Source organism: Bacillus sp. MM2020_4, from assembly GCF_011250555.1.
Taxonomy (GTDB): domain Bacteria; phylum Bacillota; class Bacilli; order Bacillales; family Cytobacillaceae; genus Neobacillus.
Genome location: NZ_JAANMZ010000010.1, coordinates 1 through 20,601, shown reverse-complemented (window position 1 = coordinate 20,601; position 20,601 = coordinate 1). Strand labels below are relative to the sequence as shown.

The 20,601-nt window shown below is 38.1% G+C and carries 25 protein-coding genes; 3 read left to right on the top strand and 22 right to left on the bottom strand.

The genetic code is table 11. The features are described from left to right. Positions 1-103: 103 nt before the first annotated feature. The 12 genes from ccsB to G6554_RS09150 all read right to left on the bottom strand — a co-directional run bounded on the left by ccsB (position 104) and on the right by G6554_RS09150 (position 10,295). A complete protein-coding gene (ccsB, locus tag G6554_RS09205) occupies positions 104-1,288 on the bottom strand; it encodes a c-type cytochrome biogenesis protein CcsB (protein ID WP_166241011.1) in 1,185 nt (394 codons plus the stop codon). Further along, positions 1,289-2,911, bottom strand: coding sequence for a cytochrome c biogenesis protein ResB (resB, locus tag G6554_RS09200; protein ID WP_166241009.1), 1,623 nt, complete (start codon positions 2,909-2,911; stop codon positions 1,289-1,291). It abuts the gene before it with no gap. A 23-nt stretch (positions 2,912-2,934) separates the two neighbouring features. Next, positions 2,935-3,459 carry a thiol-disulfide oxidoreductase ResA gene (gene resA / locus G6554_RS09195; RefSeq protein ID WP_166241006.1) on the bottom strand — a complete coding sequence of 175 codons (525 nt, stop codon included), beginning with the start codon at positions 3,457-3,459 and terminating at the stop codon, positions 2,935-2,937. Between the two features lie 96 nt (positions 3,460-3,555). Beyond that, on the bottom strand, positions 3,556-4,293 hold the full coding sequence (rluB, locus tag G6554_RS09190; RefSeq protein ID WP_166241004.1) for a 23S rRNA pseudouridine(2605) synthase RluB: 738 nt from the start codon (positions 4,291-4,293) through the stop codon (positions 3,556-3,558). A gap of 198 nt (positions 4,294-4,491) precedes the next feature. Further along, a complete protein-coding gene (locus tag G6554_RS09185) occupies positions 4,492-5,028 on the bottom strand; it encodes a spore maturation protein (RefSeq protein ID WP_166241002.1) in 537 nt (178 codons plus the stop codon). Positions 5,029-5,036: 8 nt separating this feature from the next. Next, positions 5,037-5,624 (bottom strand): nucleoside recognition domain-containing protein, encoded by a 588-nt coding sequence (locus tag G6554_RS09180; RefSeq protein WP_166241000.1) that lies wholly within the window; start codon positions 5,622-5,624, stop codon positions 5,037-5,039. Further along, complete coding sequence (locus tag G6554_RS09175; RefSeq protein WP_166240998.1) at positions 5,617-6,762, bottom strand: D-alanyl-D-alanine carboxypeptidase family protein; 1,146 nt, start codon at positions 6,760-6,762, stop codon at positions 5,617-5,619. Before G6554_RS09175 ends, G6554_RS09180 begins: the two co-directional genes overlap by 8 nt. 127 nt (positions 6,763-6,889) lie before the next feature. Next, positions 6,890-7,780, bottom strand: coding sequence for a superoxide dismutase (locus G6554_RS09170; protein WP_166240996.1), 891 nt, complete (start codon positions 7,778-7,780; stop codon positions 6,890-6,892). Between the two features lie 131 nt (positions 7,781-7,911). Next, positions 7,912-8,400 (bottom strand): DUF3907 family protein, encoded by a 489-nt coding sequence (locus G6554_RS09165; RefSeq protein ID WP_166240994.1) that lies wholly within the window; start codon positions 8,398-8,400, stop codon positions 7,912-7,914. Between the two features lie 40 nt (positions 8,401-8,440). After that, on the bottom strand, positions 8,441-8,860 hold the full coding sequence (locus G6554_RS09160; protein ID WP_166240991.1) for a hypothetical protein: 420 nt from the start codon (positions 8,858-8,860) through the stop codon (positions 8,441-8,443). Positions 8,861-8,953: 93 nt separating this feature from the next. Beyond that, complete coding sequence (scpB, locus tag G6554_RS09155) at positions 8,954-9,538, bottom strand: SMC-Scp complex subunit ScpB (protein WP_166240989.1); 585 nt, start codon at positions 9,536-9,538, stop codon at positions 8,954-8,956. Next, on the bottom strand, positions 9,525-10,295 hold the full coding sequence (locus G6554_RS09150; RefSeq protein ID WP_166240987.1) for a segregation/condensation protein A: 771 nt from the start codon (positions 10,293-10,295) through the stop codon (positions 9,525-9,527). Before G6554_RS09150 ends, scpB begins: the two co-directional genes overlap by 14 nt. Before the next feature lie 208 nt (positions 10,296-10,503). Here G6554_RS09150 and G6554_RS09145 point away from each other — a divergent pair, with 208 nt between their 5' ends. Continuing rightward, complete coding sequence (locus G6554_RS09145) at positions 10,504-10,590, top strand: YjcZ family sporulation protein (RefSeq protein ID WP_166241169.1); 87 nt, start codon at positions 10,504-10,506, stop codon at positions 10,588-10,590. 112 nt (positions 10,591-10,702) lie between these two features. Then, positions 10,703-11,224, top strand: coding sequence for a DUF309 domain-containing protein (locus G6554_RS09140; protein ID WP_166240985.1), 522 nt, complete (start codon positions 10,703-10,705; stop codon positions 11,222-11,224). Positions 11,225-11,254: 30 nt separating this feature from the next. On the opposite strand, the gene G6554_RS09135 is transcribed toward G6554_RS09140, so the two are convergent. After that, entirely contained in the window at positions 11,255-11,605 is a 351-nt protein-coding gene (locus G6554_RS09135) for a GNAT family N-acetyltransferase (protein WP_166240983.1), read from the bottom strand. A 476-nt stretch (positions 11,606-12,081) separates the two neighbouring features. On the opposite strand from G6554_RS09135, the gene G6554_RS09130 reads away from it, so the two are divergent. Next, positions 12,082-12,945: a DUF1002 domain-containing protein gene (locus G6554_RS09130; protein ID WP_166240981.1), complete on the top strand. Its 864-nt coding sequence runs from the start codon at positions 12,082-12,084 to the stop codon at positions 12,943-12,945. Between the two features lie 39 nt (positions 12,946-12,984). On the opposite strand, the gene lysA is transcribed toward G6554_RS09130, so the two are convergent. The 9 genes from lysA to G6554_RS09085 form a co-directional block, all read right to left on the bottom strand. After that, positions 12,985-14,289: a diaminopimelate decarboxylase gene (gene lysA, locus G6554_RS09125; RefSeq protein ID WP_166240978.1), complete on the bottom strand. Its 1,305-nt coding sequence runs from the start codon at positions 14,287-14,289 to the stop codon at positions 12,985-12,987. A 153-nt stretch (positions 14,290-14,442) separates the two neighbouring features. Beyond that, positions 14,443-15,933, bottom strand: coding sequence for a spore germination protein (locus tag G6554_RS09120; protein ID WP_166240976.1), 1,491 nt, complete (start codon positions 15,931-15,933; stop codon positions 14,443-14,445). After that, positions 15,917-16,495 (bottom strand): stage V sporulation protein SpoVABEA, encoded by a 579-nt coding sequence (gene spoVAEA / locus G6554_RS09115; protein ID WP_166240974.1) that lies wholly within the window; start codon positions 16,493-16,495, stop codon positions 15,917-15,919. The genes G6554_RS09120 and spoVAEA overlap by 17 nt, the downstream gene beginning before the upstream one ends. A 29-nt stretch (positions 16,496-16,524) precedes the next feature. Further along, positions 16,525-16,950 carry a stage V sporulation protein AB gene (locus G6554_RS09110; RefSeq protein WP_166240972.1) on the bottom strand — a complete coding sequence of 142 codons (426 nt, stop codon included), beginning with the start codon at positions 16,948-16,950 and terminating at the stop codon, positions 16,525-16,527. Next, the gene (locus G6554_RS09105) at positions 16,937-17,560 is read right to left on the bottom strand and encodes a stage V sporulation protein AA (RefSeq protein WP_166240970.1); all 624 of its coding nucleotides are present in this window, start codon (positions 17,558-17,560) and stop codon (positions 16,937-16,939) included. Before G6554_RS09105 ends, G6554_RS09110 begins: the two co-directional genes overlap by 14 nt. A gap of 91 nt (positions 17,561-17,651) precedes the next feature. After that, entirely contained in the window at positions 17,652-18,410 is a 759-nt protein-coding gene (sigF, locus tag G6554_RS09100) for an RNA polymerase sporulation sigma factor SigF (protein WP_166240968.1), read from the bottom strand. Between the two features lie 12 nt (positions 18,411-18,422). After that, entirely contained in the window at positions 18,423-18,863 is a 441-nt protein-coding gene (gene spoIIAB / locus G6554_RS09095; RefSeq protein ID WP_166240966.1) for an anti-sigma F factor, read from the bottom strand. After that, a complete protein-coding gene (gene spoIIAA, locus G6554_RS09090; RefSeq protein ID WP_166240963.1) occupies positions 18,864-19,214 on the bottom strand; it encodes an anti-sigma F factor antagonist in 351 nt (116 codons plus the stop codon). A 135-nt stretch (positions 19,215-19,349) separates the two neighbouring features. Further along, positions 19,350-20,522, bottom strand: coding sequence for a D-alanyl-D-alanine carboxypeptidase family protein (locus tag G6554_RS09085; RefSeq protein ID WP_166240961.1), 1,173 nt, complete (start codon positions 20,520-20,522; stop codon positions 19,350-19,352). Between the last annotated feature and the right edge of the window lie 79 nt (positions 20,523-20,601).

Sequence of the window (20,601 nt, the reverse complement as noted above, 5' to 3'; positions counted from 1 at the left end):
CACGGTAATTACTACTTTAAAAAGTGTCAAAAATTTGACAACGAAAAGCGGAGGTAAAAAAAGCCCCCACTTTTTAAAAAGTGAAGGCTATAAAATTTGAATATTAACCTGCGTATGAATGAAGACCAGCAATAACTAGATTAACGGCTACAAGGTTAAACATAATAATTACAAAGCCAATTACCGCTAGCCATGCTGACTTTTCACCATGCCATCCCTTGGAGAGGCGTAAATGCATAAACGCGGCATAGAATAACCACGTGATAAGGGCCCAAACCTCTTTTGGGTCCCAGCCCCAAAACCGAGACCATGCCATTTGCGCCCAAATCATTGCAAAAATGAGTGCACCCAGGGTAAACACCGGGAAACCAATTAACACTGATCGATAACTAATCTCATCAACAAAATCGAGCTTAATATTTTTTACAAGCGGCTGAAGTGCTGCAGCAATTCGCTTCCTTAAGATTACTCTAATTACCCCATAGAGTACTAGCCCTGACAGTAATGACCAAATAACAGTATTAGCTTTCTTCGCATTGATGAAAGCCGGCATTTCAACCAACGGGTTAAAGCCTTCCTTTGTTAGTAATTCGCTCTCATGCGGTCCGGTAATAGCTGGCATTTTATATTCTACAACAGCCTTTGTACCATGTTTATCTGTCCAATTGAATTTTTCCTGATATCCAATTCCTGAAAATACTGATGATACAGCTACAAATCCGAGCACGGTAACTAATGAAAACATAACTATTTCAAGCCAAAAAGTTCGTTTGCTTGATTTAGTTTGATCAATTGCCTTCACAAGATAAATAAGCCCTGCAGCAAAGCTAATCGCTAGGATAGCTTCCCCAATTGCTGCAGTGGTCACATGAATATGTAACCAATAACTTTGTAATGCCGGTATTAACGGCGTAATTTCCTTAGGGAACATACTTGCATAAGCAATAACTAGAATGGCCACCGGCATTGTAAATAATCCCAGCAAAGTTGTTCGGTAAATAAAATAAATAACGATAAATGCACCAACTAAGGCCATCCCAAAAAACGTGGTAAACTCAAACATATTACTTACCGGGGCGTGCCCCGCCGCAATCCATCTGGTGATAAAATAACCAAGCTGCGAAATAAAACCCACTATCGTCAAAAAGACAGCAATTGTCCCCCAGCGGTTTGTTCCTTTCTTTCCATTCAAATCCTTTTTTGATTTAATCGATCCACCGTAAAACAGGGTCGCAACTAAATATAATATAAAAGCTATAAATAACAAATTACTACTCAGTGCTGCCAACTAGACGCCCTCCTTGTCCGTATTTTCCCTCTGAAGCTGATCCTCCGGAATTTCAAGCTTTGTATCTTTTATTACCATTTCAATTTCCCGCTTTAAGCCATACCAATTTTTATTCGTGTGCGCCGCAATCCAAATCTGGCCATTTTTATTTTGAATCCAGATCCGTCGATGGTTCCAATAGGCACCCTGGATAACACCAATCATAAATAGGATACCGCCTAAAATAATTGCCCATAACGATGAATCTTTGCGGACAGTAAAACCTGAAACATTTTTGGTTTCAATTCCCTTAAAAGCCATCTTATACGTATTGTCACCAAATGGCTCGATGGTTTGCTTGATGGCGACAAAGCTCGTTTCTGGTTCTTTATCAGGAGAAGTCATTTGAAAGATAAATGCAGGGTTATTTGGTGTACGCGATTTTGTTGTTGGCTCCTTATTCTTATCAAATTCAAAATCTGGAAAATAATTTAGAATCTTAACTGAATAGCCATTCCCAAGATCATATGTAGCCTTTGGATCCTCAAGATTGACGTTTATCTCCCCAAAAGTTTGATTCGTATCTTTTTTTGTAAGCAAAAAGTTCATTTGTTTAAGCTCACTTCTATATGAGGATTGGAAAACCGAATACCCATCGAAGGTTAGTGGGTGATTAACTTGAACCTTGTATTCTTTTACTTTCTCTAATTTCGGCTTTTCCCCAGGAAGATTTTGGCTGACCCGTTCATATAAAACGATGTTGGATTGATAATTCTTAACAACATCACCGGCCATTTCAATTGCCTTTTTGAAGGTTTTATCTTCATTTTTATCATAATGCTGCAGAATGAATTGGTTATTTTTTAAGTAGAACTTTTCACCAGTTTCAGGAATAACTGCTGTTTCTCCTTCTTTTACCCATAAATTCTCATTCACATAAAAACCAGGAATAAAACGAAGCATCCCGCCAAATAAAAAGATAATAAGGCCAACATGGTTTACATAGGGACCCCACCTGGAAAATCGTCCTTTTTCCGCTAATAAATCGCCATTTTCTTCGCGAACATGATAGCGTCTTCCCTTTAAATGCTGCTTCACTGTCGCGATATCATTTTCATCGATGTTTTCATTCACACCATATACCCGTTGGCGCTTTAAAAAACCCTCGTGTCTTGTGACTCTTTGGGCTTTTAATGCCTTATATAAGGGAATCACGCGATCAAGACTGCAAATAACAAGTGAAATGCCAATCATGGCAATTAATAATAAGTACCACCATGAACCATACAAATCATGTAGGCCTAATTGGTAATATACTGTTCCAAACCAGCCATACTCCTGCTCATAATACACATCTGCCGGGAGGTTAATATACATCTCTTGCGGTAGAATTGTTCCAAGAATGGAAGCAAGTAGGGTTATGATAATCAGCCAGACACCGACTTTAACTGACGAGAAGAAATTCCAAATTTTATCTATAAAGGTTTTACTATAAGTTTGTGAGCGGCGGGCGCTCCCCTCATAGCGCATATCAAGAAGTTCTTTATTATTACGCTCTCGTTCGTCCAGCACTTTACCACATGCTTCACATAACACGGTTCCATGCGGATTCACATGCCCGCATTCACATTTCACATCTTTCATTTTAAAAAACTCCCTACAATCCCTTATGGTTTTATTTTCTCCATAAACTCCTTAATCTTATATTCCGTCAATTCGCCGGTATAATATTTGACCACCTTACCATTTTTATCAATTAAAAAGGTTGCGGGCAACAAATCCACACCGTACACATTCATGACTTCTTTTTCTTTATCAATCATAATCGGGAAATCAAGCTTAAGACGTTCAGCAAATTGATTAACGGCAAGGTCAGGCTCCTGTATATCGACGGATAAAACCTGTACACCATTATCTTTAAACTGATGGTATTGATTATTAATATATGGCATTTCTTTCTTACAAGGAGGGCACCACGTTCCCCAAAAATTTAAAAATACTCCCTGCCCTCGGTAATCAGAAAGACGGTGCTTGTTTCCCTGCATATCAACTAAGACGAAGTCAGGTGCTTGATCACCTTGCGAGACCTTTTGTTTATTATCTTTTGTAAGATTTGAATAAAGTGAATAGGCAACGGCTGCACCTAGTACAAGTAAAATAATCGTTCTTATCACTAATCGCCGTTTTTTCATAATTATACCTCCAGTAAATCACATACACAGTCGACTTAAATTATAGCACTTTCCAATATCCGCATAGTGTAAAGGAGAGTGATAATTGTGTCGATTTTATGACTTTTTCTTAAGTTTATCCATCGCAAGGGCACGCAGTTGTTTTACTTCATGAGGAGTCAGCTCTCTTGCCTCTCCTGTTTTTAAACCGTTTAATGTCAAGAAGCCATACCGTTCACGTTTTAATTTAAGGACCTCATTCCCAATAGCTTCAAACATTCTTCTAACTTGGCGATTTCGTCCTTCATGAATGGTGATTTCAACGATTGCGGTTTGCTTTTTCTTATCTGCAGATAATAATTTGACATTGGCAGGTGCTGTTTTACCATCCTCGAGGCGAATTCCTTTTTCCAACTTCCTAAGGTTTTCTTTTAAAGGAATTCCTTTTATTTTCGCCACATACACTTTATCCAGTTCATTCTTTGGGTGCATAAGTAAATTGGCAAATTCGCCATCATTTGTCAACAACAGCAAGCCGGAGGTATCATAATCAAGACGCCCTACAGGGAAAATTCTTTCTTTAAAGTGGGAAAAGAAATCCGTGACAACCTTCCTGCCCTTATCATCACTAACACTTGAAATAACCCCTCTTGGTTTATATAAAAGAAAATAAACGGGTTCTTCTTTCTCAATCTGTATTTCATTTACCTCTACTTTATCAGAGGGAGAAACCTTCACTCCAAGCTCTGTAACCACTTTTCCATTAACTTTTACTCTTCCTTCTTTTATAAGTTCCTCAGATTTTCTTCTAGAAGCAATGCCCGCTCGAGCTATTACCTTTTGTAATCTTTCCATTCAATTCACCTCAAAATTTTTCCGATAGATATAATCTCACAGATAAAAAGGAGTCATTCCTATTTATAACCCAAGCCTATTTGCTATTCTATCCTAATGAATTATGACACAATTTCTCCACTTTTCAAAGTAACGGGTATTAAATTAAAGCAAAAATAAAAAAGTATGCCCCAAAAGGAACATACCCCCTTCTTCCTACTATTTTGTGCCAAAAATAAAGGTTACAATAATAATGGAGACAATAATCCCCACAACGTCTGCTAGAAGCCCAACCTTTAGGGCATCCCCCATTTTTTTTATCCCAACGGCACCGAAATAAACAGTTAAAACGTAAAAGGTAGTATCCGTGCTACCTTGCAGCACGGATGCTAGACGGCCAATAAAAGAATCCGGTCCATAAGAAGCAATTAAATCACTTGTCATCCCCAGCGCGGCTGTACCCGAAATCGGTCTAATAATGAGCAATGGAACAATTTCTGCCGGGATTCCCATCGATTTCATCACCGGCCTAATCCAATTCATTAAAGCGTCTAAAGCACCAGAAGCACGGAAAATGGAGATTGCGACCAACATACCAACTAGAAAAGGAATGATGGATACGGCAATTTTAATCCCTTCTTTTCCACCCTCCACAAAACTTTCGTAGGTTGGAACCTTTTTAAAAGTTCCATATAAAAGTATAAACCCAATTAACAAAGGAATAAAAGTTAGCGAAATTTTAGCGAATATCTCCATAAGCTAAATCATCCTTTTCGGCTTCTACGATAATAAAAATAGCGGTCTATCAGCACTGCTCCTATTGCCGATAGGATGGTGGCAATAATAGTTGGGACAACAATTTCGGTAGGTGATACGGATTGATAATTCATTCTAATTGCAATTACTGTTGTGGGGATAATGGTAATACTGGCTGTATTAATTGCCAAAAAGGTAACCATTGACCTGCTTGCTTCATCATTACCGTCATTTAATTTCTTTAACTCCTCCATCGCTTTAATTCCAAGTGGTGTGGCGGCATTTCCTAAACCAAACATGTTGGATATCATATTTGACAGAATATAGCCCATTGCCGGATGTTTAGGAGGGACTTCAGGAAATAAAACTTTCACGAGCGGGCGAAATAGCTTTGACAGCTTTTCAAGTAGGCCTGATTCTTCAGCAATCCTCATCATCCCAAGCCAGAAAACAAGTACACTAATAAGACCGATACAAAGGATTACTGCTTCCTTGGCACCATCAAAAACAGCCTTATTCACCGCCTCCATTGTCCCATTGATCAATGCGAAAAGGATACCGACGATTGTCATAAATACCCAAATATAATTAACCATTGGCATTTACTCCGACTACTGAAAGAAAAATTTCCTTAACAAATTCTAACAAACCTTTTTTCTTTTGTTTTGAATTGTTTTGGTAGTAAATCGGTGTTTCCTGGACAACCTTTCCATCCAAATAAACAGCTGCTTTCCCGACAATTACTTCATTTTTAGAACTCGTCCATTTTTTATTGGGTTTAAATAATTTATATTTCACTGAAAACAAATTCATTTCGTCACTTGTGGCGGGGTAAACAATTGATTTTTTTACAAATAATTGATCCTTATAATAGTTGTTTTTCGCGGTATCAATTTTCCCCTTCACTAACACTTCTGCCATATCAAACCCTTTAAACCCGCCTTCATACATGGAGATATGATCATTCCAATCATCCGGACCATTTAAAGTTACAGCAATTAAATCCATATCCCCTTTTGTTGCGGTGGTGACAAGCGTTCTTTTTGCACGCTTTGTAAAGCCCGTCTTTCCACCTGTGCAATATTTATATTTTGAAAGAAGACGATTCTTGTTTTTCCACACTCTATCCCAATTTTCTGTTGGGTTCGGGGCTTTATAAACCTTGGTACCTGTGATTTCTTGAAAAGTTTTATTTTTCATTGCGTAGCGCATGAGGATAGCCATATCATATGCCGTTGAATAATGATTTTCATGATCATCAAGACCATGCGGATTGGCGAAATGGGTATCATACATCCCAATTTCCTTTGCCTTTTGATTCATTAAATAGACAAATCCATCCAAACTTCCCCCTACATGCTCGGCAATTGCCACTGCTGTGTCATTTCCGGATCTTAGCATCAAACCATAGACAAGATCGTTAAGCTTTATTTTTTCTCCTGGTTTTAAATAGACAGACGACCCCTCGGCACGGGTTGCCTGCTCACTCACTTTAACCTTTTGATTCATTTTTCCCGATTCAATCGCAAGAATGGCTGTCATGATTTTTGTTATACTCGCAATTCTCCTTTTTGTGTGTGCATCTTTCTCAAAGAGAACTCGTCCAGTTTTCTGCTCGATTAGGACGGCACTAGCAGCACTTACTCCGAGGGCGGCATCAACCTTCTGAGGAATGTTTACAATCAATAGTGAGACTATGAGGGAAAGTGTCACTAGCTTAACAATCATTTTCATTGGTTTAACCTCGTCTCCTTTTTATCTGTCTACTTGTAGCTTTAGGCTTTGTACAAGTCTATGCAGGATAAGCTCTCATAAGAACAAGAAAACTCGTCTTTTGACGAGTCTTCGAATGGAGACAGCATTAAAAAGCAGGCCATTTTATATCCGCAGCTTTTTCAAACCTCATTTCAACTTCATGCCAATTGACTATATTCCACCATTGATCTACGTAATCCGCCCTATTGTTTTTGTATTGCAGATAGTAGGCATGCTCCCAAACATCAAGAACAAGGAGAGGTATCGTATCCCACTGCGTCAATAACATATGACGCTCTGATTGTAACACCTCCAAATGCCTGGCCCTTGGTGACCAGACCAATATTGACCAGCCAGCTCCTTCCACTTGCTTGGCAGCTTCAGAGAATTGACGTTTAAAAGCCTCAAAGCTTCCAAAATATCCTTCTATTTCTTGCTTTAATAAGCCTTGAGGACCTCCATTGCCATTCGGAGTCATATTTCTCCAAAAAATCGTATGAAGGTAATGTCCTGACCCGTGAAAAGCAAGCTCCCGTGACCAATGTTTAATGAAGGAAAAATCATTCGTTTCTCTTGCCTTCTTAAGGTTGAGTTCGGCTCGATTTAATCCATCCACATATGAACGATGGTGCTTATCGTGGTGCAATCTCATGATTTCCTCGGATATATATGGCTCTAATGCATTATAGGGATAGGAAAGATCCGGTAAGGTATGGCCACCGGGAGGAAGCGTTTTTTCCACAATCCAAATATTTCCTATTTCTTGTTTTTTTCTAAAATAATGTTCCATTTGTTCATGGATATTTTCAGCCTTTACCTGAAGCCCAAGAAGTTCCTCCGTTGACAACTCTCGGTTAGTGCTTTCAATTAATTCGGTAAATGCATCAAGTTTTTCCCATAATTCCGAGTCCTCTCCCACCTTTTCCGATTGAAGAAATTGTTTCATTTGCTCATTCCAATCGAATAACTCATGAACATATCGGCTAAATCGATCCATTGAATTCCCATTCCTTTCCCGCAATAACCCGGCTTAGTATTCAAACAATCTACCTAAATGGTATGAGGAATAAAGCGTGTTAAGAACGAGAAAGGCTGCCCTTATTATAAGGACAGCCTTTGAACCCTAGTTTATTTTGATTGGATCATTTTTGTTCGATAATCGGTCTCATAGTACTCCAGTTCTTCCCTAATTCTTTGGAAATCTCCTTCTAGATCCTTTAAAAGGTGGACAACACTTTCTGAAACGTTTCTAAAAAATTTAATTGAATTTCTTCCTGTATAGGCAGAACGGCTATCTTCGAACCAAGCATCATTTTTCGGCGAGAAAAACTCTTCAATACATTGATGGTAAATTTTATAAAGTGTCTTTTCGGCAGCTGCTTTTTGAAAAGGCTCATTTAGCAGGATAACTGAACATGTTTCTAAACATTCTGTACTATAAACAGCCAATTTACGTAAATGGGCAAAGATTAATTTATTGTAGCTACGCTCTTCTTCATTTTCTACTTTCAATTCCGAAATCGTCGTTTCATTTAAAAATTCTTCAATTGTTGAAATTGATTTTGTTAAAAATTCCTTAACATCCTTTAGTTGTGATTTAACCAATGAATTCCCCATTATTATCCCCCTTAAATTTCCCCTGGATTACCATTTCATATTATTTCGGTTGTAGGATGAACTCCAGTGGAGAACGAAGTTCGTAGCCCTTTTTTTGTTTAAGGGCAAGCATTATTTCTGGAAATTTAGTAAAGTTAATATCTTGAAAATATGAAGCAAACTCTTGCTTAGAATTAATATATAGGCGCTTTCGGCTGCGAAGGCCCGGATTTTTTAAGAGGCAAATTAGTGCAACCATTTCTTTGAAATAAACTTCATTACCTTCTTGAACTATTACGGGGTCTTGCTGAAATGGAGTGAATTCAGCAAAGAGTTGATCAAAGTACCTTACGTACAGAACATGCAACGTCTTTTCCTTACCATCCTCGATGAAGGTGACCTCACTTCTGTTAAAAAAGTCCTCTGATGTATTTGATTTTTCTTTTTCTAATTCAAATCCTTTACACTCTTTAATTAGCAACTTAATCCCGCTCCTTGTCAAAATGCTTAAGCTTTCTTGAATTACTAAAAACATATGTTTATTTTAGCATAAATTTAATCCTACAATTGAGATTTAAGAGTTTATTGTTTCCTGAAATTTTTCGAAAAACAAGTCCGCTTCCTCCTGAATAAATTCTTCCTCGACTTTTTCCGGGAGCTGCGGTAGTTCTTTTAAACTTTTTAAACCAAAATAGTCCAGAAATTCTTTTGTAGTCCCATATAGATAAGCCCTTCCAGTCCCTTCTGCCCGGCCAACCTCTTTTATTAATACCTTTGAGACAAGGGTATGCAGTGGTCTTTCTGTTTTCACACCGCGAATATCCTCAATTTCGGCACGGGTAATCGGCTGTTTATAAGCAATGATTGCCAATGTCTCTAAGGCAGCCTGTGATAATGTAGAAGTATGCGGGGAATCCACTAGTTTCTTTAAATAGATGGCATTTTCCTTCTTTGTTGCCAGCTGATAGGTTCCGGCAAGCTGGACAATCATAATGCCTCTATTGATTTCAGCGTATTCTTTTCTTAGCTCCTCAATCATTCCACTCGCCATAAGCTCATCAACCTCTAAAACCTCTGCTATTTGCTTGAGTGAAAGACCTTCATCACCCGCTGCAAACAGTAGGCTTTCAAGAATGCTGCTCCAATTAATGATTTCCAACTACTTCCGCTCCCTCCGCAACAGCTTCAACAAAGATATCACCAAAGTTTTCTTTCTGCTCCACATCAATCACTTTTCTTTTAATCAATTCCAAAACAGCTAAAAAGGTCACCACTATATGTTCCTTAGCCGGATTTGGAAATAATTCATTAAAGTTTTTTCTTCCTTTAAGCTGTGTTAATTCATCCATAATTTCCGCCATTCTTTTCTCAATCGATATTTCTTGGCGGGCAATTTTAGTTGCTATTGGTCGTTGTAACTTTTTTCTCCGCAACAGTTTTTGGAATGCTGCCAGCATATCATACAAGGAGACATTTAACTCAGTCTTCTCAGGCTGTTTTTCTTTTGCAAAATTGGAAAGATCACTTGGCGGCTTGGTATACATTAGTCCACGTTCTTCTTCCATCGTTTTTAGGTCATGTGCGGCTTCTTTATATTTTCGATACTCAATCAGACGCTCCACAAGCTCATCTCTTGGATCTTCCTCATAAGGCATTTCAGCGTCTACTTCATCGAAAACTTCTTCATGCTTGGGTAAAAGCATTTTGCTCTTTATCACTAGTAATGTCGCTGCCATTACTAAAAATTCACTTGCAACATCCAGTTGGAGCTCGTTCATTGTTTTAATATATAGTAAATATTGCTCGGTAATCTCAGCAACAGGAATATCATAAATATCAATTTCTAGCCGGTTAATTAAATGGAGAAGCAAATCTAACGGACCTTCAAACGCATCAATCTTCACCTGATACGGCATGTTTATTCACCAAAATTCTTCATAAATAAAATTTGTTTATCATGTATATCAACTATTAATAGTATAGAGGATTCACGAGAGGTAATCCAATAGAAAAATCAACCTTACCATGCTTAATTATCAAAACATGATGTTTGCCCATAACAATGGACAAAACTTCCACATATTATGACAAGGAAAAGAAAATAAATATGTAGGAGGGTTTAATATGGATGGCGGATTTGGAGGCGGATTTGCTTTAATCGTCGTTTTATTCATTTTGTTAATTATCGTAGGTGCTTCTTGGGTTTATTAGTTAATAATTAAAGAAGCATAGAAACCCGTCAATCCTGACGGGTTTTTTTACTAAGGAATCTGCAAACTTATGATAAACTAGAATTTACATAGTTCAAAAAAGGAGGGATCTCTTGTACCCAAAAGAATATATCCAATTTTTAACCCATTTTCACGGTGATCGAGATTATTTTGAGTGCCATGAAGTGCTTGAAGAATATTGGAAAGGGATAGATTCCAGGAACAAGTCATCCGTCTGGGTCGGTCTAATCCTTATGGCTGTTTCAACATATCATCACCGAAGAAGCAATTTTAATGGGGCAAAAAAAACATTGGAAAAAGCCATAAGAATTTTAGACACCCAAGCTGGTGAGTTAGTAAAAATAGGCTTAAGCCCATCACTCCTTCACCAGCTATTAATAGAACGATTGTCATTAATTGAAAAAGCAACACCCTATTATAGCTATAATTTGCCCATCTGTGATTCAAACCTTCTAAAAATTTGCGGAAGCTATTGTGAACATGAAGGCTTTCAATGGGGCAAAGATAGTGATATCACGAATAGCGGTCTCATTCATCGCCACAAGTTGCGTAATAGAGCTAATGTAATCGCGGAGAGAGAACAGTCTTTAAGAATGCGAAAAGGCAGAAAATAAACCTATTTTCTGCCTTTTTATAGGCCCCAGTTAGCAAACATCGCATTTTTCAATAAATGCTGCCGTATTTTCGTTTGAGATTAATTCTTTATCAGTGTACATTTCCTTTAAGGCCTTCACCATTTTTTTACCAATTCCTTGAAAACGATGGGAAGGGTTAACCGAAATATGCTGGATCACTATGACATTTTCCTCTTTCTGATATAGGACACCGAGAAGTCCAATAATGTCTTCTTCCTTCCAGAGAAAAAGCTGCCATTCTTCTTCTGTCTCATATTCCTTTATTGTTTGCTGAAGTTTTTTCAAATCCTTTTCAGTTGGCATAAAGGACAATAAACCCATAGCAATTTTTTCGAATGTCTTCTTATAACGAATTAACATTTTGATCCCTCATTATATGAAATAAACCGATAAATTTCTTGGTTTAACAATAGAATATTTTTCCAGAATAATCATTACTAAACATTTATTCATTATATGTAGTTGAATTGATTGTGTTTCACTATGCACCATCATACATAAAAATAAGACAATCATCAAATTTCAGGATAAGATTACCGATTAGGTACAACAAATAGCCAGTAGATCAATCCCCAGATGACAGAGATACCGATAAGGATACCAAATAATACCCAATTTCTTTTCATGAAAAATGTTCCTCCAAAAAACTTTATTCCTGACCACCATTCTACACCAAATAACAAAAATAATCTATTTTATCTTGTTATTTTTGCAATTTCTCCCATTAACGTTTCAAATCTATGAAACTTCCGGATTAAAAAGTACGTTTATACTAGTGGTTTCGGTTATATTATAAAAGAGGTTTGACTAGAGTTATTACTTCAAGGAGGCTAACAATGAAAAAGATCATGATTCTTCTAGTGTTAACAGTCATATTCTTCCATCCTATCCGTGGTTTCGCAGACATGGCTGAGGGAGATATGATTGTCACATTAGGTGAAAATTTGACCACTGAGCAAAAAAATAATTTATTAGCAGAAATGGGAGCACCTACGGATGTTCAAATTGTAACTGTATCAAATCAAGAAGAACATCAATATTTGGGCAAATACGTCGCAAAATCATTTATCGGAACAAAGGCCATCTCTTCCTCAGCTATTACCGTCGCACCAAAGGGTTCCGGGATTACGGTAAAAACAAAGAATATCAACTGGGTCACCGATGAAATGTATTTGAATGCCTTGATAACTGCTGGAGTTAAAGATGCAAATATCTATATTACTGCCCCGATTGCCGTATCTGGAACTGCGGCCCTAACAGGAATTATCAAGGCATATGAAATTTCTGCCGATAAAACCATTCCAGAAGAAGTTAAACAGGCCGCTAACCAAGAGATGGTGGAGACAGCCAAACTGGGCGATTCTATTGGTGAAAAAAATGCTGCAGCCTTAATTGCAAAAGTTAAAGAAGAGATGGCTAAAAACAAGCCAAAAAATGATGAAGAATTACGGAATATTATAGAGCAAGCTGCAAAGGATTTAAATGTTACCCTTTCAGACAATGAAATGCAAAGGCTGATTGACTTTTTTAATAAACTGAAGGATTTAAACATTGACTGGAACCAGGTTAGTGACCAGCTAAGTAAAGCAAAAGACAAGATTTCAAACTTCCTTCACTCTGAAAAGGGGCAAGGATTTTTAGAGAAAGTTAAACAATTTTTTATCTGGCTGATTGACGCCATTAAATCGATTTTTTCTTAAATAACCCAAAAAAGCTGCCGCGTTTGCGACAGCCTTTTCTTATTTTAACGGTAAATCTAATCTTACTAAATCTTCATATGATTCTCTTTTTACAACTAGGGTTGCTTTCCCGTTTTCAACAAATACAACTGCAGGACGTGGAATTCGGTTATAGTTGTTTGACATAGAATAACCGTATGCACCCGTGCAGAAAACGGCAAGGATATCCTCTTCACCCGCTTCTGGCAGTGGTAAATCCCAGATTAACATATCACCAGATTCACAGCATTTTCCGGCTATGGAGACCGTTTCATTTGCTTTCGCTAATGGTTTATTAGCAAGAACGGCTTCATACTTTGCCTGATAAAGTGCAGGACGAATATTATCGCTCATTCCACCATCAACTGCTAGATACTTTCTGACACCGGGAACTTCTTTGGAAGACCCCACCTGGTAAAGAGTAATTCCCGCATCGCCGACAAGTGACCGGCCAGGCTCAATCCAAATTTCCGGCATGGTTAATGAGTACTGATCCGTTAATCTTTTCACTTCAGTAATAATTTCACTAACATATTGTGATGGCTGGATCGGCTCATCCTCTTTTGTATAGCGGATCCCGAAGCCTCCGCCAAGATTTAACACCCTTGCTTCGAAGGATAATTCATGCTTCCAGCATTCCATCTTTTCAACAATTTTCTTTGCAGCAAGTAAAAAACCAGTTGTTTCAAAAATCTGAGATCCAATGTGACAATGAAGGCCAAGAACATCAAAATATTCAAACTGAATGGCTGCTTTTAAAGCCTCTTCTGCCTGTCCGTTTTGGAGGTCAAAACCAAATTTGGAATCCTCCTGACCTGTTAAAATATAGTCATGGGTATGTGCTTCTATTCCGGGAGTAACCCTCAAGAGGATACTGACCTTCACATTTTTTTCATGGCAAAGTGCTTTCAAAAGTTCCAATTCTGTAAAATTATCTACCACAATACAACCAATTCTTTGGTTTAAAGCCATTTCTAATTCTTCGCGGCTTTTATTATTTCCATGAAAATGTATTCTTTCTACCGGAAACCCGGCTACAATTGCGGTATACAATTCGCCGCCTGAAACGACATCAAGTGATAATCCCTCTTCTTCTGCTAACTGGATCATCGCAACAGTCGAAAATGCTTTACTTGCATATGCGACTTGTGCCTTAACATTTAGGTCATCAAATGTTTTTTTAAAGCCCCGCGCCCTTTCTCTCATTAAGGCAACATCGTATACATATAGAGGCGTTCCAAATTGCCGTGTTAACTCAACAGCATCCACCCCGCCTATTTCCAAATTTCCGTTTTTATTTACACCCGTTGATCCGTAAAAATACATTCTATTCCCTCTCTCCTGCACAACTCACTATAGTTTATGTAGACCATTATAATAAATAAATAGACAGAATCTCCATAAGATACTGCCTATTTTTAATCCTTTATCCCTTTATTTAATTAAAATTACTTTAGCATAACTGTAAAAAAACCGCAATTATTTCTCATTCGCCCCAGGAGGCTGTCGGAAACGATTTCGAGGGTGCACGATACTTGGTCTTAAGAGTGAACCTGGAATTGCCCTTCGGAAGACAATCTGCATAAATCCTTTTGGTTCAAACGGGAGAAACGGCCAGAAGTATGGTGTATTAAGGGCACGCATTTTAACAACAAATAAGAATAATAAAGTACTACCAATAATAAAGCCAGGTGTATGGAATATAGCTACTAAAATCACTAAAGCCATTCTAGCCATTTTATTGGCCACACCTAACTCATAGCTTGGGGTCGTAAATGTACCAATCCCAGACACAGCAACATAAAGAATGACCTCCGGCACAAATAAACCCACATCAATCGCAATTTGACCAATCAATACCGCTGCAATTAAGCCCATTGCTGTTGATAATGGCGTTGGGGTATGTATGGCTGCCATTCTTAAAAATTCAATCCCAAAATCGGCTAGTATTAATTGAACAACTACCGGAATATTGGTTTGTTCATTTGGCCCAATAAAGGATACCTTTTCAGGTAATAAGGAAGGCTCCAGTACAAACAATAACCATAAAGGAAGTAAGGCAATCGATGCTAAGACACCTAAAAACCGTGTCCATCGGACAAACGTCCCCATTGCCGGTGATTCCCGGAATTCCTCCGCATGCTGTACATGATGGAAATAGGTAGCAGGTGCAATAATGACACTTGGAGATGTATCACAAAAAATTATGACATGCCCCTCTAAAATATGTGCCGCAGCTACATCTGCTCTTTCCGTATATCTAACCAACGGAAAGGGATTCCAGCCTTGTTTCACAATAAACTCCTCAATCGTCTTATCTGCCATTGGAATGCCATCCACATCAATAGCCTGAAGTTCTTTTCTGAGAATATTTAGTAATTCTGCGTCTGCCACATCTTCTAAATAACCTAACGCTACATCCGTTTTCGATCGAACCCCCACTTTAAACATTTCAAAGCGCAATCGTTCGTCCCGGATTCTTCTTCTTGTTAGAGCCGTATTAAGCACAATGTTTTCAACAAATCCATCACGAGCACCGCGAACAACCTTTTCAGTATCAGGTTCTTGTGGCGACCTCCCTGGATAGCTTCTAACGTCGATAACAAGGGCTGTATTTTCCCCCTCAATTACTACTGCAATTAACCCGGACAAAACTTGAACGACAATTTTATCAAGCGTTGTAACCCGTTCAACCGATTGATTAACAAGCCTATTATCAATAACTTTAAATATGTCCGTTGATAATTTTTCATGATCATTGATTTCTACTAATTCTTCAATTAACTGAATGATATATAGTGAATCACATAACCCATTAACATAATAGATATGGACATCTTTCTTTAGAATTTTCAACTTCCTAATCCCGATATCAAAGCTTACCCCGAGTCCCACCCGTTGTTTCATATAATTTTCAATTTCATTCACAGATTCCGGGATTGGCCAATCTTGTTCATTTTTGACCGTCATGGAAACCACTCCTTTCAAGAATTAATTCCACTGCTTTTTTCGTGATCGGTGACCCAATTTTATAGGAATCGTGTCTTGCCATTTTGCCAATATCACCAACACCTACGACAATGGGCACATCCAATTCATCAAGACAATAAACGGTATCTCCATTTATTCTCCCAATTTCCAGTTCTGCTATACCAAACTTATCTACCCCATAGGATGTAACCTCTCCATCGCGATCGATACTTATATCGACCCTTGACCATTCCTCATGTCTTGATTTTGCAGCAACTGCAATGACCCCCAGAACTTCAATATCCTTATGTAATGCAACATATTTCAATGCGGATTCGCCTGCCCCTTCCCCCACGATGCCGCTATCATCAAACATTACTAATATGGGGTCATGTGCCGCTTGTTTAATTAATTTAACGATTTCTGGACCCGATAATGTTGTCGGATTTCCATGAGAACTGGAAATGCATCGCCCGCCGATCTCATGTGCAACATGCTCAATAGCTCTTTTTGCATAATCATCACCGTCTGTAACTAAAATAACGCGCCTCCGTTTGCTCATACTTTGATGTCCTTTCATGTCAAACCCTTTTAATGATGAACAAAATATAGCCATTGAAAAATAGCACCAAATATTTTTCCGAATACGATTGCCATGATTAAAATGATTATTTGTCCATCCAGCCTGATTCTTTTCACAAGAATTGGCAGGACATTTAGCACCTCAGTTAGTGCTGCCGCCATCATACCTACAAATATCCCACCAGTAATGCCTAATGGAATCAAAAAAAACGATGAAATATGTAATGCAGGATCCCTAAGGCTTGATAATACCCCTGTCAAAGCACCAATAACAACAGCCCATTCATACTGGTGAATCATTTTCATTGTTTTGCTTAGCTGCATCAGTCTTGGTATCACCCCAAGTACTGTAAGGAATGCCACAAAACCTGAACCAACCGTCAATCCACTTGCTAAACCTAAAAAAAGAACAGCCAAAATTTTAATCGTCGTCATTTAGTTTTTTCATACTTTCCTTATTTTCATGGATAATCACATAATTATCTAAATCCAATTGATAATTAAACATTTCTACTTCAAGTGGACTGGGTTCCTCATTGATTCTCTTCTTAAAAACATGATTAAAGAAAAGAATCATTCCTAGACCTAAACCAATGGAATAAGGAATTTGAAAAAGTAGTGGCTTTGCTTCTTTCTCACCCGTTATGATGGTATAGATTTTCTCATGCACACTTCTCATACTCACATCATCATGAAAATTCATAATTGCCATTGCTGAACCAAAAAATAGCAGAAACCATATTAAAAGAAAAAAAGGAATAGAAACACCTTTCTTTTTAAACGTTACTTCAATAATCGTTTGTGCAGGACCAATAGTTTGAACTTCCAAATCCCCAAACGTTTTAACGATCAATTTGATGACTTTCATCACATCTATAACCACAATATTCCGGTCCTTAGTAGTTAATTGATGAATCATCATTGAGTTTAAATTTGCTAGGATTTCTTCCGGGGCAATGATTTGGGCAACATCCTTTAGTAAAACTTTTTCTTCCGGTGCGGATTGGACTCGATTCCGCATGCGGATGTAAACTGTATTTTCCAAAACATTCACTTCCCAAACAGTGTTTTCCTTGTATATGTAGTATGTTTAATAGGGTGTAGGTTCATGTATGAAAATGAAAAAACCGTATGGATTAGAGATCCATACGGTCTTTCATTTGTTGTAAAATCTTTTTTTCCAATCTTGATACTTGAACCTGGGAAATCCCCAGCCTCAGGGCTACTTCAGATTGGGTTTGATCCTTATAATAACGCAAATAAACAATAAGTCTTTCCCGTTCATCCAATTCCCGGATTGCTTCTTTTAAGGCAATTTTATCAAACCATTTACCTTCATTCCCGTCATCAATTTGATCCAGCAATGTAATTGGATCCCCGTCGTTTTCATAAACTGTTTCATGAATGGATGAAGGTGTTCGGCTTGCTTCTTGAGCAAGGATTACATCCTCAGGCGAAAGATCCAAATGTACCGAAATTTCATTGACTGTCGGAATTCTGCCCAATATCTTTGATAATTCATCCTTTGCTTTTCGGATTTTATTGCCCATTTCTTTCAGTGATCGGCTTACCTTTACGGTTCCATCATCACGAATAAATCGTTGAATTTCACCAATGATCATCGGTACAGCATAGGTGGAAAACTTAACATCATATGAAAGGTCAAACTTATCAACTGATTTTAATAATCCGATGCAGCCAATTTGGAACAAGTCATCCGGGTCATAACCCCTATTAAGAAACCGTTGGACTACAGACCAGACGAGCCGCATATTTTTTTCAACAATTAAATCTCTTGCTTTTTGGTCTCCCTCTTGGCTCTTTTTAATGAGCTCTTTCACTTCATGATCCTTTAAATACGTTTGACTTTTTTCGTTCTTGACCTCCACATCCATTGGCAAGTCTCCTTAATTGCAAAGCATTTTGCTGGAATTTAAATGCTTCCGTAATCTAACCTCGGTTCCTCGACCTGGCTGTGTATGAACCTCTACCTCATCCATGAAATTTTCCATGATGGTGAATCCCATACCGGACCGTTCCAAATCCGGTTTCGTTGTAAATAATGGCTGACGAGCTTCCTCCACATCTTTAATACCAAAACCATCATCCTTAACGGTCATTTCAATCAGAGTATCCTCAATGGAAACATGAATGTGCACCATTCCATTTGGATCATTTTCATAACCATGAATAATCGCATTGGTCACGGCTTCTGAAACAACTGTTTTTATTTCTGTCAACTCATCCATTGTCGGATCAAGCTGGGCAATAAAGGCAGCAACAGTTACACGGGCAAACGACTCATTTTGACTTAATGCACTGAATTGAAGGTTCATTTCATTCTTCATTCAGGCCACCCCCAATCTTTGCAATGCAAATTCCTCAGTCGGCTCCATTTTAATAATTTTAAATAGACCTGACAAATCGAATAGTCTTTGTATTGCAGGGGAAATTGCACAAACGACCATTTCACCGTGCACTTGTTTTATTTGTTTATATCTTCCTAAAATAACCCCTAATCCAGAGCTATCCATGAAAGAAAGGTGTTCTAGATTCAAGACAATATGACGTATATTATTTTTTTCAATGACCGCTGTCGCTTTTTCGCGGAGTTCATCCGCTGTATGGTGATCTAACTCACCACTTAAGCGAATACATAAGACATCATGTTTAGTTTCTATATCAATAATAAGACTCACTATCCCCGGCCTCCTTAATCTGGTATAGTGAGTCAATTCGCTTAGCAAACGGTAATATCCTTCTACCAATACAAAACTAGTCTTATTTCGCTAAAAATAGTCGTGATCGTTTAGGTTTCGACATGCTGCGACTGTTTACTTACCTGCCTTGGTAAACATCCCAAAAGATCGTTTATATAATGTCCACCATCCGGCTTCTTTGATATCCTTATCTGCTACTAATGGGCTTTCAAGAATGACTTTTCCGTCCTTAACGAGCTTAATCGAGCCAACTTTGTCACCCTTCTTAATCGGAGCATTTAGATTTTTTTGGAGGACAATTTTTTGTTTCACATCCTCAGTCTTTTCACCTTTTTTGGTTAACAATGAAAGTGGTTCACTTGTCACAGCCCTGACTGACTTTTCTTTCCCTTTACTAATTTTTGCTTGACCAATTGTTTGATTCCGCTTAAACATGGGATGTGTTTGATATTGGGCAAAGGCGTAATTAAGCATTTTGGTTACTTGCGCATTTCGTTCCTTTGAGGTCGGAGCTCCAAAAACAACAGCAATGACACGCATGCCATCTTTTTGTGCTGTTGCCGTTAAGCAGTATTTTGCTTCTGCGGTAAAGCCCGTTTTTAGACCATCTACACCAGGGTAGAATCGGACTAGTTTATTTGTATTGACAAGCCAGAATTTTTTATCTGTATTTTCACGAAGATACGCTTCATACATACCTGTGAATTTGGTAATGTCCTCATATTTCAGAAGCTCTTTTGCCATCACAGCCATATCCGCTGCCGTGCTATAATGCCCACTCACAGGAAGTCCGGTCGTATTTTTGAAGATCGTATGCTTTAAACCTAGTTCTTTTGCCTTCTCGTTCATCATATCAACAAAGGCTTCTTCGGAACCTGCAATTTTTTCGGCCATGGCAACAGAAGCATCATTTCCAGAACCAATCGCAATTCCTCTTAACATTTCTTTCGTTGTCATTTCTTCGCCTGGCTCAAGAAAGATTTGTGAGCCGCCCATTGAGGCTGCATATTCACTGGCACGGACCTTTTCATCCCATCTTAGCTTTCCTTGATCCAATGCCTCCATTATTAAGAGCATCGTCATGATTTTGGTCATGCTCGCTGGCGGCAGCTCCTCATTACTATTTTTCTCATAAAGCACTGTACCAGTATCACGTTCAATTAAAATAGCGGATTTAACATTGCTGACGATATCCGTACCCTTTTTTTCCTCAGCAGCAAAAGCAGATGGACTCCATAAACTTGTAAGTAATAAAGATGTCACTAATAAAGTAACAAATCGTTTCATTCACATAACCCTCCATTCTGTATAGCCTCCATTTTTTCCAAAAATAATAATCTTATACAATAATTTCCACTGAAGTTAA

Excerpts from the sequence above, each read along its gene's own strand:
- resB (WP_166241009.1), bottom strand. The coding sequence starts at position 2,911 with ATGAAAGATGTGAAATGTGAATGCGGGCATGTGAATCCGCATGGAACC.
- resA (WP_166241006.1), bottom strand. The coding sequence starts at position 3,459 with ATGAAAAAACGGCGATTAGTGATAAGAACGATTATTTTACTTGTACTA.
- rluB (WP_166241004.1), bottom strand. The coding sequence starts at position 4,293 with ATGGAAAGATTACAAAAGGTAATAGCTCGAGCGGGCATTGCTTCTAGA.
- G6554_RS09185 (WP_166241002.1), bottom strand. The coding sequence starts at position 5,028 with ATGGAGATATTCGCTAAAATTTCGCTAACTTTTATTCCTTTGTTAATT.
- G6554_RS09180 (WP_166241000.1), bottom strand. The coding sequence starts at position 5,624 with ATGGTTAATTATATTTGGGTATTTATGACAATCGTCGGTATCCTTTTC.
- G6554_RS09175 (WP_166240998.1), bottom strand. The coding sequence starts at position 6,762 with ATGAAAATGATTGTTAAGCTAGTGACACTTTCCCTCATAGTCTCACTA.
- G6554_RS09170 (WP_166240996.1), bottom strand. The coding sequence starts at position 7,780 with ATGGATCGATTTAGCCGATATGTTCATGAGTTATTCGATTGGAATGAG.
- G6554_RS09165 (WP_166240994.1), bottom strand. The coding sequence starts at position 8,400 with ATGGGGAATTCATTGGTTAAATCACAACTAAAGGATGTTAAGGAATTT.
- G6554_RS09150 (WP_166240987.1), bottom strand. The coding sequence starts at position 10,295 with ATGCCGTATCAGGTGAAGATTGATGCGTTTGAAGGTCCGTTAGATTTG.
- G6554_RS09145 (WP_166241169.1), top strand. The coding sequence starts at position 10,504 with ATGGATGGCGGATTTGGAGGCGGATTTGCTTTAATCGTCGTTTTATTC.
- G6554_RS09135 (WP_166240983.1), bottom strand. The coding sequence starts at position 11,605 with ATGTTAATTCGTTATAAGAAGACATTCGAAAAAATTGCTATGGGTTTA.
- G6554_RS09130 (WP_166240981.1), top strand. The coding sequence starts at position 12,082 with ATGAAAAAGATCATGATTCTTCTAGTGTTAACAGTCATATTCTTCCAT.
- lysA (WP_166240978.1), bottom strand. The coding sequence starts at position 14,289 with ATGTATTTTTACGGATCAACGGGTGTAAATAAAAACGGAAATTTGGAA.
- G6554_RS09120 (WP_166240976.1), bottom strand. The coding sequence starts at position 15,933 with ATGACGGTCAAAAATGAACAAGATTGGCCAATCCCGGAATCTGTGAAT.
- spoVAEA (WP_166240974.1), bottom strand. The coding sequence starts at position 16,495 with ATGAGCAAACGGAGGCGCGTTATTTTAGTTACAGACGGTGATGATTAT.
- G6554_RS09110 (WP_166240972.1), bottom strand. The coding sequence starts at position 16,950 with ATGACGACGATTAAAATTTTGGCTGTTCTTTTTTTAGGTTTAGCAAGT.
- sigF (WP_166240968.1), bottom strand. The coding sequence starts at position 18,410 with ATGGATGTGGAGGTCAAGAACGAAAAAAGTCAAACGTATTTAAAGGAT.
- spoIIAB (WP_166240966.1), bottom strand. The coding sequence starts at position 18,863 with ATGAAGAATGAAATGAACCTTCAATTCAGTGCATTAAGTCAAAATGAG.
- G6554_RS09085 (WP_166240961.1), bottom strand. The coding sequence starts at position 20,522 with ATGAAACGATTTGTTACTTTATTAGTGACATCTTTATTACTTACAAGT.